At 40.1% G+C, this 13,605-nt stretch carries 14 protein-coding genes; all 14 read right to left on the minus strand.

The annotated features are described in order from the left end of the window. Positions 1–533: 533 nt before the first annotated feature. Positions 534–761 carry a hypothetical protein gene (locus AC625_RS12385; RefSeq protein WP_049681547.1) on the minus strand — a complete coding sequence of 76 codons (228 nt, stop codon included), beginning with the start codon at positions 759–761 and terminating at the stop codon, positions 534–536. Between the two features lie 738 nt (positions 762–1,499). Beyond that, a complete protein-coding gene (locus AC625_RS12390) occupies positions 1,500–1,700 on the minus strand; it encodes a hypothetical protein (protein WP_049681548.1) in 201 nt (66 codons plus the stop codon). A gap of 227 nt (positions 1,701–1,927) precedes the next feature. After that, a complete protein-coding gene (locus tag AC625_RS12395; RefSeq protein ID WP_049681549.1) occupies positions 1,928–3,130 on the minus strand; it encodes an IS110 family RNA-guided transposase in 1,203 nt (400 codons plus the stop codon). A 282-nt stretch (positions 3,131–3,412) separates the two neighbouring features. Then, a complete protein-coding gene (locus AC625_RS12400) occupies positions 3,413–3,703 on the minus strand; it encodes a hypothetical protein (RefSeq protein WP_049681550.1) in 291 nt (96 codons plus the stop codon). Between the two features lie 240 nt (positions 3,704–3,943). Next, positions 3,944–4,177: a hypothetical protein gene (locus tag AC625_RS26780; protein ID WP_180320098.1), complete on the minus strand. Its 234-nt coding sequence runs from the start codon at positions 4,175–4,177 to the stop codon at positions 3,944–3,946. 30 nt (positions 4,178–4,207) lie between these two features. After that, positions 4,208–5,929 carry an assimilatory sulfite reductase (NADPH) hemoprotein subunit gene (cysI, locus tag AC625_RS12405; protein WP_049681551.1) on the minus strand — a complete coding sequence of 574 codons (1,722 nt, stop codon included), beginning with the start codon at positions 5,927–5,929 and terminating at the stop codon, positions 4,208–4,210. Positions 5,930–6,037: 108 nt separating this feature from the next. After that, a complete protein-coding gene (locus AC625_RS12410; RefSeq protein WP_049681552.1) occupies positions 6,038–7,843 on the minus strand; it encodes an assimilatory sulfite reductase (NADPH) flavoprotein subunit in 1,806 nt (601 codons plus the stop codon). 57 nt (positions 7,844–7,900) lie between these two features. Beyond that, entirely contained in the window at positions 7,901–8,662 is a 762-nt protein-coding gene (locus AC625_RS12415) for a sirohydrochlorin chelatase (RefSeq protein ID WP_049681553.1), read from the minus strand. A 123-nt stretch (positions 8,663–8,785) separates the two neighbouring features. Then, a complete protein-coding gene (gene cobA / locus AC625_RS12420; protein ID WP_049681554.1) occupies positions 8,786–9,562 on the minus strand; it encodes a uroporphyrinogen-III C-methyltransferase in 777 nt (258 codons plus the stop codon). Positions 9,563–9,609: 47 nt separating this feature from the next. Beyond that, positions 9,610–10,209 carry an adenylyl-sulfate kinase gene (gene cysC, locus AC625_RS12425; protein ID WP_049681555.1) on the minus strand — a complete coding sequence of 200 codons (600 nt, stop codon included), beginning with the start codon at positions 10,207–10,209 and terminating at the stop codon, positions 9,610–9,612. Positions 10,210–10,222: 13 nt separating this feature from the next. Continuing rightward, entirely contained in the window at positions 10,223–11,371 is a 1,149-nt protein-coding gene (gene sat, locus AC625_RS12430; protein ID WP_049681556.1) for a sulfate adenylyltransferase, read from the minus strand. Between the two features lie 63 nt (positions 11,372–11,434). After that, on the minus strand, positions 11,435–12,496 hold the full coding sequence (locus tag AC625_RS12435) for a sulfate permease (protein WP_049681557.1): 1,062 nt from the start codon (positions 12,494–12,496) through the stop codon (positions 11,435–11,437). Positions 12,497–12,510: 14 nt separating this feature from the next. Continuing rightward, positions 12,511–13,227 carry a phosphoadenylyl-sulfate reductase gene (locus AC625_RS12440; protein WP_049681558.1) on the minus strand — a complete coding sequence of 239 codons (717 nt, stop codon included), beginning with the start codon at positions 13,225–13,227 and terminating at the stop codon, positions 12,511–12,513. A gap of 116 nt (positions 13,228–13,343) precedes the next feature. Then, complete coding sequence (locus tag AC625_RS25875) at positions 13,344–13,454, minus strand: YezD family protein (protein ID WP_156187524.1); 111 nt, start codon at positions 13,452–13,454, stop codon at positions 13,344–13,346. Between the last annotated feature and the right edge of the window lie 151 nt (positions 13,455–13,605).

The following is a 13,605-nucleotide window of genomic DNA, read 5'->3' on the forward strand; positions in this document are numbered from 1 at the left end:
GTAAATGTGCCCCTAGTAAGGGTGATAACTTGGTAGCAGCCTTTCCTCCATCGGCATTACCCAACTTCATTGGTACTACGCTGCTATCCGACTCCCTACAATGGCATTTGGCTTTCTTGCTTATTATCGCTTGTACACCATACTCTTCTATAAGAAGAAAAGACCGGTAGGGTCTCCCGAGTTGCCGTATCATATCAATGTGTGACGTGCCAAGGTCTCTGACTCCAGAGAGGTTCTATCCTTCTTGCCTTTAACGATGGATAAAATGTAGCTTTCTGCTGTGCTTAAGGCATCAGCCCTCTCGATTTACTAACATTATGGAGCTCAATCCCTTCAACCATTTGGCTTTCGGCCCGCCACCTAACTGTCTACGCTTAATGGCTAATGTTACCATTAGCCCTCCAAGACTCGCTACGAGTGAATGGCTAGTTCTTTCTCGACGGGAATCCCACCCGCTATATGATACGACCTAGGCTCGGCCGCACAAGCACCCCGTTAGTTCAATAAGATTCTTAAAATATCATTCAAACTTATTAGGTAAAAAGAGATAAAATTAATGCTATTAGAACTAATAGCGAACCTAATAACATCGAACCTATACCGATTACATTTTGCTTTAATAAACGCTTGTTTTTTTTATCCTTTGTATCAATTGGTTGTTCTTTTTTTACTAATTTATTAATAGCCCTTCTTTGATATAAGAAACCTAATATTCCCAGAATCGCCCCTACGATAGTTAAACAAAATATTAAAATCAACATTTCCCCTCCAAACAATACCCTTAATTAGTCGAGTAGAAGGGAACCTCTCTACCTTGCGGTAGATTGTGTTCCTCCCCCCTCACAGAACCGTGCTTGCGCTATTTACGCACACGGCTCCTCCAGTCACCATTCACAAAATATAGCTAATCTCTTTCGCTCAGATTTTGCTAATTCTGCTATCCTCAATAGTTTTGTGTCCATTTATTATCCCTACCTCTGCGTGTAGTAAATGTGCCCCTAGTAAGGGTGATAACTTGGTAGCAGCCTTTCCTCCATCGGCATTACCCAACTTCATTGGTACCACGCTGCTATCCGACTCCCTACAACGGCATTTGGCTTCCTTGCTTATTATCGCTTGTACACCCTACTCTTCTATAAGAAGAAAAGACCGGTAGGGCCTCCCGAGTTGCCGTATCATATCAATGTGTGACGTGCCAAGGTCTCTGACTCCAGAGAGGTTCTATCCTTCTTGCCTTTAACGATGGATAAAATGTAGCTTTCTGCTGTGCTTAAGGCATCAGCCCTCTCGATTTACTAACATTATGGAGCTCAATTCCTTCAACCATTTGGCTTTCGGCCCGCCACCTAACTGTCTACGCTTAAAGGCTAATGTTACCATTAGCCCTCCAAGACTCGCTACGAGTGAATGGCTAGTTCTTTCTCGACGGGAATCCCACCCGCTATATGATACGACCTAGGCTCGGCCGCACAAGCCCCCGTTAGTTGAGGATGCTAAATTCAATACTTATCTTTTTTCCAACGTTTATATTCTACAAATTCAGAAATACCGAAAACTGTTATCATTGATAAAATAGGCACAACATAATACTTCGGAGGTCCAAATACTAAGATAACGATAATAAAAAGTGAAATAAAAAGTATCGCTTTTAAAAAATATGATTTTTTTCGATATTTTAAATAGAGTTTTACCTTATCCATTTACTTTTCCTCTCAATCAAAACTATTCACTTATATTGTTTGTTATCTTTTTTGAACTATTCTGCCCCGATAGTTCCATAAAGAAACTTCAGCTAAACCAGCTAATAGGAAGTCAATATCTTTCTCTAAAATTTTCATTTCCCTTATGTTATACTATTTTTGGCCATGCCAAATAACCCTCCAAAACCCTTTTGGAAGGATTTTTCTTTGTTTCACAAAACCGTTAATTAAGCTAAATCAAGGAACGTTTCTTTTCTCTTTAATAAAGCATAAATCCAATGAAGAAGTTTATTCATACAGGCAACGATCGCCACTTTGGCAGGCTTTCCTTCTGATTTTTTCTTATCATAGAATACTTTAAGCTTTTTGTTTCTTGAACTCCTTATCCCGCATAATACGGCAAGATACAGAGAATGGCGTAGTCTACTCGAACCTCTTTTAGTAATACGATTGATGGTTGCCGTAAACTTACCTGATGAGTGAACACTAGGATCGACTCCAGCGAAGGCAACGAGTTTTTTGGGATGATTAAACCGATCGATTTCACCAATCTTAGAGATAATCGTGGCAGCGATTTTTTCTCCGATTCCCGGAATCGATTGGATGATCTTGTATTCCTCCACTTCATTTGCCAAGGCAACGATACGTTCTTCCAAATCGGAAAGGTGTCCCTGGTATTGAAAAAGAAGCTCAATATACATACGTAGATTAATTAAGTGACTTTGATACACGTTTGTTCGAAATGGATTTCGAGATGCGGAATCCATTATTTTTTTGGATTTTTCCCATGCCCATTGACCAGATCGGCTAGGACAGAACTCCATTACACTCTCTGCTAGTTTACTTTCCCCGACTGTTAATACCGCCTCTGAAGTAGGGTATTCTTTTAACATCAATAATGAAACCTTTGAAAATAAATCGCCAAAAACCTTTCGGTATTCAGGAAACACTTGATCTAAACTAGTATGAAACTGAAGTTTAGCTTCCACATACATATTCGTTACGATTTCCTGTTGTCTTGACAAATTCCGAAGGTCTAAAAGCTTAATTCCTCTAATTTTATGAGGTTCAAAATCCTCTTTGTAATACAGCACACACAACTGGTACGCATCGATTGCGTCTGTTTTTACCTTTCGTAAACTAGACTTCTTTGCCTGATAAGAAATAATGGGATTTAGTAAGATATATAGGACCCCTTGTTCCTCCAAGTATTGAATAACGGGCGTATGATAATGCCCTGTAGATTCTAAAATGATCATAGGCATTTTCCCTGTTACCTCTTCGATCTCTTTTAAAAATCCTATAAAATGATCTAATTCCTCTCTAGTATGCTTTATTGAAAAGCTCTTTCCATACGGTTTTGAGTTATTTAAAAATGCCTGAACTTGGCTCTCGCCCTTTGCCACATCCAGACCAACTACTGGATTCATCATTTTTTCCTCCTCTACTTACTAACCAGTACCCCTAGTCCTCCATGTAGTGTCATAGCTTCGCTTGTTATACGAGATCTACGTCCCAACCAGCCTCAAACATGTTTCTACAAGTAGGGGGCGGACAGTTTAGCTCACGGGGATTATGTCCCACGCACCCGTACGTCCTACCCTGGCTACTGATATAATAGATTCTATTAAAAAAAGGTCAACCAGTAATTTTTACTGGTTAACCTTTTAATACGAAGCACCTGTTAGTTGAATATAAATTCAATACTAAAATTAATTTAATTCCCTTTTTCTTGCATGTCTAAAGATAAAATCTGTGAGTGGAATTATGAAATATATAAAAACCACAATCCAACCAACAATTGATGAATAATTAAATACATTTTTTAAAGATATAACAGCTACTCCAAGCAATAACAATAAATATATATATCTTTTTTTCTTGTTATTGCGGATTAGAGAAGAAAAAACAACCCATGCTAAGCTACCCATTATCAAACTGATAATTATTAGAAGAGTTCCCCAAAATATCTCATTATCCATAGACATCATATTTAGGTACATTTCCACCCTCCTATCACACCAAGTCAATATCCACGATTTCCCACTTATTAATAATGTTAACACATTAATTGTTTAATTCCGATAATTTTATTGTTCTACTAAACTGCTTCGTTAGTTGAAGAAGGTTTTTTTCTGAATGTATGATTTCATATATTTTCATACATTGAAAAGAGTGTAAAAAAGGCCCCCAATTGGCGGCCTTTTTATGGCGCTAACGCTCCCCGTTACTTGGATAAGGATTTACTTAACTCTTTCTTCTTTTACCTTCTTAATTACATTTTGAATAAACGGTTCCTTCGCTTTGGTATATGCAATTCTATCAAAGTGAAATATTTGATCTCCTACTTTTACTTCCGTCATCCGTTGCCATGAATGTGGTACATTGCCTTCTTTATCTTGTTTCGTGTCCAACTTACTTGTATGATTGGGACATCGTTCACATCCCCCTGTCACATAAATAAAAATAGAAGCCATCAATCCCAGCTTCTATTTTCTCCGTCTCAATTATTCGTGAAAATTCGTCCCGTCGGTTACAGCTTTTATGATACCAGCGCGGATGACAAAATCACCAAAGCGCTCATTCCCTTCTCGTTCTATTGCGTAGCGTGAAAACAGCACACGTAATTCACTTAAGATCTCTTCCTCACCAATATTTTCACGGTACATCTTGTTTAGGCGACTTCCATCAAAGGCTGCACCGAGATACATATTATATTTTCCTGGGGCTTTACCCATAAAAGCAATTTCCCCAAGGGCAGGACGGGCACATCCGTTAGGACAGCCGGTCATACGAATGGTTATTTCTTCATTTCTCAGACCGTTTTCATCAATTATTTCTTCTATTTTATCGATTAGGACGGGTAAGTATCTTTCACTTTCCGCCATCGCTAATCCACAAGTCGGAAGAGCTACGCATGCCATAGAACTGCGACGAAGGGCTGTATAAAAATCACTATTCATCAATCCATATTTATCGATAAGTTCACCGATCTGTTCCTTCTTTTCAGTTGAAACATTAGCGATAATTAAATTTTGATTGGCCGTTAGACGGAAATCTCCAGTATGGATTTTTGCAATTTCACGCAGGCCGGTCTTCAATTTATAATTTGGATAATCCATTACTCGGCCATTTTGAACAAAAAGGGTAAAGTGCCAATTTCCATCAATCCCTTTCACCCAGCCGTATCGGTCGCCATTATGATTAAAATGATAGGCTCTCGCTTCTTCCAAGCACCAGCCTAGTCGGTTTTCAAGTTCTTTTTTAACCACTTCCAGTCCCAACCGATCAATCGTATATTTGAACCGGGCATTTTTACGAACAGAACGATTTCCGTAATCCCGCTGAATGGTAATGATCTTTTCTGCCACTTCAGTAATTTTTCCTGGTGTACAGAAGCCGATCACTTTGGCCACTTGAGGATAAGTTGCTTTATCACCATGTGTAAAGCCCATTCCTCCTCCAATGACGATGTTAAAGCCTTTAAGATTGCCTTCCTGCACAATCGCTATAAATCCAAGGTCTTGAGAGAAGACGTCAATATCATTTGATGGCGGTACTGCAATGCCAATCTTAAACTTTCGCGGCAAATAATACTTTCCGTAAATAGGTTCAACTTCAGCTACTTCCGGCGTACCGGCTACTTTTTCTTCATCAAGCCAAATTTCGTGATAAGCCCTTGTTTGCGGCAGTAAATAATCACTTAAAGTTTTTGCATATTCATATACTTCGGAATGAATTTCAGATTGATATGGATTAGGGTTGCACATCACATTCCGATTTACGTCACCGCAAGCAGCAAGCGTGTTTAATAGAATGCTATTAATTTCCTGAATCGTCTTTTTCATATTCCATTTTAATATGCCATGCATTTGAAAGGATTGCCGTGTTGTCAGCTTTAAAGCTCCATTGGCATAATTATCAGCAAGCTCCTCAAGAACACGCCATTGCTCTGAACTTACGACACCTCCTGGGGCTCGTACGCGCAGCATAAATCCATAGGCCGGTTCAAGCTTTTGCTTTTGTCTCTCACTTCTAAGATCACGGTCATCCTGTAAATAACTGCCATGAAATTTCATTAAACGATTATCATCATCGTTTATTCCTACACTTAGAAGATTCTGCATAGTTGCTTCTAATGTCCCGCGCAAATAATGGCTATCCTCTTTAATCTGCTCAACATCACTTGGTGGACCGTCCGGTGCTTTTAATATTTGCTTAAAATCCATGACGAACAAACTCCCTTTCTTCATTTAAGTTCATCTAACCGCTTATCAAAGTGGAAGACTTTTGCTCTGTCGCTACGCTTTCGTCGCAACAAAAATTGCTGAATAAATTTAGTATACATCACGCTGGTAACGCTTTTTCTGTTGAAGGCTAGCCAAATACTGTTCCGCCAGTTCACGGCTCATGCCACCCTCTTTTTGGATAATTTCTATTAAAATATTATGGACATCATGTGCCATGTTTTTCTCGTCACCGCACACGTAAAAATACGCCCCTTCCTCCAGCCACTCAAATAATTCTCTACTATGTTCGAGCATACGGTGCTGCACATAAGCCTTGTTATCACCGTCCCTAGAAAAAGCAACATCCATTTTTGTTAAAACTCCACTCTTCAGCCAATTTTGCCAATCAAGCTGGTAAAGAAAATCTGTTACGAAATGCTGATCCCCGAAAAATAGCCATGATTTCCCTTCAGCACCTATTTCCTCACGCTCTTGCAAAAATGAGCGAAAAGGCGCAATACCTGTACCAGGACCAACCATGATAATTGGCGTTTCTGGACTCTTTGGCAGCTTAAAGTTTTCATTATGCTGAATAAAAACAGGTAGGGAATTCCCAGGCTTGAGGCGCTCTGCTGCTAGAATTGAACAAACACCATTACGTTCCCGACCATGTGCTTCATAGCGGACGGCACCAATCGTTAAATGAACTTCATCAGGATTTGAGGATAAGCTGCTTGCAATTGAATAAAGTCTAACTGGTATTTTCCGAAGAACGGAAACAAACTCCTGTGCTGTTTCACCCCATGCACCAAAGTCACGAATCAAATCAAGCAAATCACGGCTTTCTATATATTCCTTTACTTTTTCTTCGTTTCCCGGTGTTAAAAGCTCTTGCAATTCATTATTGGATAAAAGCGGCCTCACCTTCTCAAGAATCGGCTTTGTTAGTATAGTAATTTCATAGAATGAGAGAAGGGCGTCTTTAAGTGTACGAACATCCCCTTGCTTCACTGTCACTGTCGTTTCGGGATCCCACTTTAATTCATTAAGAATTAGTTCGACAAGCGCCGGTTCATTTTCTGGATAAACCCCAAGACTATCACCTGGTTCAAATGATAGGCCAGAGCCCTCCAATGATAATTCAAGATGGCGAGTTTCTTTATTCGAGCCCCGTCCATTCAAATTAATATTTTCCAATACTTCTGCTTGAAACGGATTTTTTCTTGAATACTCGGTTTCGACTGTTTGCAGTGCTGCGGCCGCTTTAAAAATACTTTCCTTACCCCCAGCTTTTAAGCTACTAAGAACTCCTTGAATCCACTCAGTCGCCAACTCATCAAAATCAACATCACAGTCAAAACGCGGGTAAAGTCTTGTTCCTCCAAACTCCTCTAAGCGTTGATCAAACTCTTTACCTGTCTTGCAAAAGAATTCGTATGAGCTGTCACCAAGCGCCAAAACAGAAAAGTGCAGATTATTTAGCTTTGGCGCTCTTTTACTATGAAGGTATTCAAAGAAAGTTAATGCGTTATCCGGTGGGTCCCCTTCTCCATGTGTACTTACAACAATTAATAAGTTTTGGATTTTCTTTAATTGATTTGGTTTAAATTCACTCATCGATAATACAGTTATGTTAAAACCGTTGTTTTCCAGCCTTTTTGCTGTTTCCTTCGCTAGTCCTTGGGAATTTCCCGTTTGTGAACCGTAAAGGATCGTTACATCTTTAGATGCAACCCCTCCAGCTCCTTTTGGGGAAAGGGACCCTATCTGTGTGGCAGTGGATTCCGACTGAATCGCTGCGGCTAAATAACCGCTCAACCATACTTTTTGTGTTTCCGTTAGTGTAGGCAGAAGTCGACTAAGAAGATCTGCCTGCTCCTGATTAAACGGATTACTTAAAACCTGAAGTTGCAACGAAAAACACCTCATTATCATTTTTTGGGAAAATATGAATCTATCAATATATTAGACTCAACTAGATAAGACTTTATGTGAATCACTGGGTAGCCAATTTTCAGTTGCTCGTTCAATAACAATCTCTTCAAATATATGATGTCTGCTCAATGGGCCTATGTTTAACAGTTGCTTTCCTTCTTTAATCCGCTTTATCACTTCGCGTTCTATTTCTGAACTAAGAAGGCCGGAAAATAATAAATAAGGAAGAACGATCACTCTTCCACCCGCATTTTTCAATACGGTATCCATCCCGCTCTTCAGTCTTGGCTCAGCCGCTGCCAAATAACAAACAGATACATGCTGAATCCCAAGTCTTTTCCTCATCCCTCCTGCAATCATTGAAAAATCTGCCTGGATTTGCGGATCACCGCTCCCCCTTCCGACAATCAAAAGTCGATCTTTTTGCTGAAGGTCACCTGCAGTTCCCCTAACAAGCTCGGCTGCAGCATCAAGAATCTTCTCCTGCACACCAAATGGATCCTCTACCAGTATCTGAATAAGAGGAAATCTGGCATGCAAAGAGGACAAGGTCTGAGGAATATCCTGTTTAATATGCCCCGCTGCAAGCAGGAAAAGAGGAATAACGGAAATGATCGTCGCCCCCCTTTCCACACATCGCTTAAAACCCTCATCCATTAGTGGTTCTGTCAGCTCAAGGAAACTAATTTCTTGAATGGGAATATCGACCCGATTCATTACTTGTTCAACAAATTTTCGTGCTTCATTAGCCCCCTTTTTGGAACGTGTGCCGTGGGCAATATAAAGAATTGCTCTCATCTCATCCTCCTTCCTGCCTTTACCCCACTCTTAACGGGCAGCCAACCATGAAGCAAGACTTCACCAATTATGATGAAAATAGCTATTTTAATGGCAGTAAGCTCCCACTGATAGAAACTTTCTTTATCCATGGATGACAGGTGTTTTTGACTTGATTTCTTCCTGGAACCAGTTTAATTTTTGATGTAAATGAACGACCTCACCGATCACAATCATACTAGGGTTTGAAATTTCTGCTTTCTTAACTAGCTCTTCAATCGTTCCAAGGGTTCCGACCACAGTCCTCTGTTCGCTAAGAGTCCCCCAATTAATCAGTGCAATAGGCGTTTGCCTCGATTTGCCGTTTTCGATTAAATTTTTAATAATTATCGGAAGCTGCGATACTCCCATATAAATACAAATAGTGTCTACTCCATTAGCAAGATGTGACCATTTGTGTTCCGCTGCTTGATCACCAACTTGATGACCAGTAATAAAAACAAAGCTTTTGCTCAATTGTCGATGGGTCACAGGAATGCCTGCATATGCAGCAGCAGCAATACCTGCTGTGATACCAGGAACAATTTCAAAAGGAATGACGTGCTTTGCACAGCTTTCTGCTTCTTCACCTCCCCGTCCGAAAACGAAAGGATCGCCACCCTTTAATCGGACAACCTGATAGCCCTTTTTTGCATACTTCACGATGAAATGATTAATCGTTTCCTGCTTCATCGTATGGTAATGAGGAAGCTTGCCACAATAAACAAGCTGTGCCCCGTCCTTTGCATACTGCAAGAGCTCCGGATTTACGAGACGATCATAAAGAATGACATCTGCTTCTTTCAGGCATCTCAATCCCTTTACCGTTATCAAGTCTGGATCCCCAGGACCTGCTCCTACTAAATAGACCTTGCCTATCATTGCATTACCACCCTTTCTTTATTTTCGTAAAATTTTTATGGTAAATCCTAAATAATGAAACGTTCTCGAAGTTTGGAAAAAATTTTCTGCACCGCTTCGTCAACCGATAATAGGTGGGACTGAATAATGATTTCTGGATGCTGCGGTCTCTCATATGGAGAATCTATCCCGGTAAAATCCTTTATTTCCCCTCTTCGTGCTTTGGCATAAAGCTGCTTTGGATCACGAACTTCACATGTTTCAATTGGACATTCAACAAAAACTTCAATGAATTCCCCTTCTTCAAAAAGAGAGCGAATATGATCGCGATCGGTACGAAATGGAGAAATGAAAGCAGTTGTCACGATCTTTCCGCTATCGACAAAAAGCTTAGCCACTTCGCCAATCCGTCTTATGTTCTCGGTTCTGTCATCGTCAGAAAAGCCAAGATCCTGATTAAGTCCGTGGCGAATATTATCGCCATCCAGAACATACTCATTTATTCCTTGTTGGAATAATTTACTTGAAACAGCATTTGCAATCGTAGATTTACCCGATCCTGAAAGGCCCGTAAACCATAAAACACAGCTTCCGTGACCGTTACTTGCTCGCCGGTCATTTTTTGTAACAGCAGCGTCGTGCCATGTAATATTTGTTGCTTTGGACATGTTTTCCCCCTCCTTATACCTCTACATGATCCTTTAATCCATCGATGAGCACTTCCACAACCTCTTTCCGGCTAAAGGTGGAAGGCGGGGTCACACCAGAGCGAAGCATTTCTCTTACTTTTGTTCCCGAAAGGATGACTCTGTCCTCTATATTGTGAGGGCACGTTTTATCTGAGGCCATTCCCTCACATTTATTGCAATAAAAGCTATGTTCAAAGAATAATGGTTTAATCCCTAATTCTTGTTCTGAAAAATTGCCGAATATTTTCTGTGCATCATATGTTCCATAATAATTACCTACACCCGCATGATCGCGACCAACAATAAAATGAGTACAACCAAAATTTTTGCGGGCAATGGCATGGAAAATAGCTTCTCTCGGTCCGGCATATCTCATTGCCGCTGGATACACCCCAAGCTGGACACGATCTTTTGGATAGTAATTTTCAAGCAGGGTGCGGTAGCTTTTTAAACGTATATCAGCTGGAATGTCATCAGACTTCGTTTCTCCTACAAGTGGATGAACAAACAGCCCATCAACCGTTTCTAGTGCAGCCTTTTGAATGTATTCATGTGCTCGGTGAATCGGATTGCGCGTTTGAAACCCCACTACTGTTTTCCAACCATTTTTTTCAAAAAGAGCCCGGGTTTTCTTCGGTTCAAACCATACATCCCTAAATATCCCTTTTTCTGGCTTATTAATTAATGTAATATCCCCAGCGACATAAACCCTCCCTCTATCAAATAGTCGCTTCACACCCGGATGGGCAAGCTCCTGCGTTTGATAAACGAAAAGTGCTTCCTTATTTAAATCGGGTTCATACCATTCGGAAATTTTTATCACACCATAAACCTCTTCACTAAAAACAAGCTTAACTTCCTCGTCTTTTTTAAGTGTTTCTGCAAATTCATAAGATACAGGGAGTGTGACTGGTATGGACCAAATGGTGTTGTTCGCAAGGCGCATATTGGCTACAACAGATTCATAGTCTTCTTTTCCAAGAAAACCCGTTAAGGGACTGAATACGCCAACACCGATAAGCTCTAGATCACTTAAAGCTACCGCATCAATTTCAATTTCTTTATCGATATGGGAAAAATCAAAGTCTGGATGAAATGCTTGTATTAATGTTCCTCCATGTGGTTTTGGCAAAAATGACATTCGTATCATACCTTTCATTATTTTTTGTTTTCTACATTACTAAGTTATAAGATAGATATATTGCTATTCTTTTAAAGGTGAAGGATGGATCACTGCCTTCTTCCGTTTCATTAATGACAGAACTCCAAATACAGAAATCAAGACGCCTGCCATCACAATGACTGAGTAAAAATTTTGTTCTATAAGCAGCTGGATAAGCGTGTAGGATAAAACCATAGATAGAACAGGTGATACGATCCAAACGGTGAGCAATTGAACAACTATTTCCTTTTTCAATACTGCTTTTCCTTGGTTTGCAAAACCAATTCCTATAATGGAAGAGGTCGTTATTTGTGTGAGCGGCACAGGAATACCGAAAAATGATGCGATTGTGACAATGCTTGCACCTGTTCCTGAAATAACACAGCCCTCCTCAAGTTTTAAATCCGTAATCTTTTTGCCGTTTGTTTCTAACACTCGCTGCCCAAGCAGAATGACACCTAATGCAACTGATAGCCCGCCCCAAAATATCCCGCTTTCTGTAGAAAGAATGCCTGCACCCACAAGTGGTCCAACAGCATTCGCTACATTGTTCATCCCTGCTGAAAATGCTTCAAATAAGCCCATAAATACAACTAAAATCGTTAGAATTGGAATAGCTTTAGGTACTTTCATGATCCGTTTAAGGATTGTACTTTTTAATAGATAACTAGCTAGGACTGCAATCAAAAATGCAGCGAGCGGTGTAATTAGCCAGAAGCTCATAATCCAGAGAAGATTCCATACATAAACAGACTGATATACAATTCCTGCACCTATGATTGATCCTACTGCGACTTCACTCGTTGAAAGCGGAATACCAAAGATATTGGCCAAAAATAATGATAAAGCCGCAGAAGCTAAAACGATTAAAGCAATTGGAACTGTGAACGTGGCCGATGGGACAATTCCACTCCCAATTGTCTTTACTACCTCCCCGCCGCCAAGCCAAGCACCTAAAAATACGGCGATGCTGCAAAACACTAGGGCCAGCCATTTTTTAATGACCCCTGAGCCATATGCAATTCCCATTGAAGCGGCCGCGCCGCTTCCACCTATATTCACAGCAAAAAATAATCCAATAATAACTGCTAATATGGCTATCACTTTTCATGTCCTCCTCATCGGGTATGAAGACCGCACTCTGTCTTGCCGCTGCCACGCCATCGACCTGCACGTGAGTCGCCATCTATACCAACAGGCTGGGTACAAGGAATACAACCGACACTCGGGTACTTTTGGTCATGTAATTTGTTATATGGAAGATCTCTTTTTCGAATATGTTCCCAGATCTCGCTCCATGACCAATGGATGAGCGGGCAAATTTTTACGTTTTTGAACTTTTCGTCTTTATTAATGAATTCAGTATTGACTCTAGTAGGCGATTGTTCCCTGCGAAGTCCAGATATCCATGCTTGTTTTGTCGAAAGTACTTTTTGCAATGGCATTACTTTTCGAATGCGGCAGCATTCGTTAGGATCTCTTTTCCATAATGCAGTTCCAAATTGAGCTGCTTGTTCATCCAGTAGTAAGCTTGGCTCTTTTAGCTCGATTCTTAAGTTTGAAAAACGGGTTTTAATTTTTTCAATCACTTCATAAGTCTCTGGAAAATGTAAACCAGTATCTAAAAAAACAATATGGGCGTTTGGTTGACATTGTTGAATTAAATCTATTAAAACAACTGCTTCTGCCCCAAAGCTTGAGGCATAGACGATTTGCTCTTCCGAATAGGAACTGTATGCCCATTCAAGAACCTTCCTTGCCCCTTTTGTTTCATCGTTTATATTAAAACGATCTGAAACTTGAACCCAGTTTCTATATGTGACAGGAATCTCCATTATTGGTAAACCTCCTTACAATTTATATAAGCGGAATTATGAAGAATTAGGATATTGCAATAAAAAAAGGCAGTCTCCCACTTTTATAAAATGGAGGCCGCCTCTAGTTTATCTAGTCAGCGAGTTTTATTTGATTGTAGACGAACCTTTTCATTTTTCTCGATTTGTACGATTTTTCCATCTTGAACAACAATTGTGATGGAGCCAAATTTTAAAGAAACTAGCATTTTATCAAGCTGAGAATACAGCTCTTCCTTCCCCCCGATAGTCAGCTGATTCGTCCCCCCTTTCAAAATATTTTATAAATGGGATAGGTAAGCCCCATATGTAGAATTAATGACTAGAATAACCGTTATATCCCAGCTGATTGCAAGATTA

It is taken from the genome of Peribacillus loiseleuriae (genome assembly GCF_001183985.1).
GTDB classification, from domain to species: Bacteria; Bacillota; Bacilli; order Bacillales; family DSM-1321; genus Peribacillus; species Peribacillus loiseleuriae.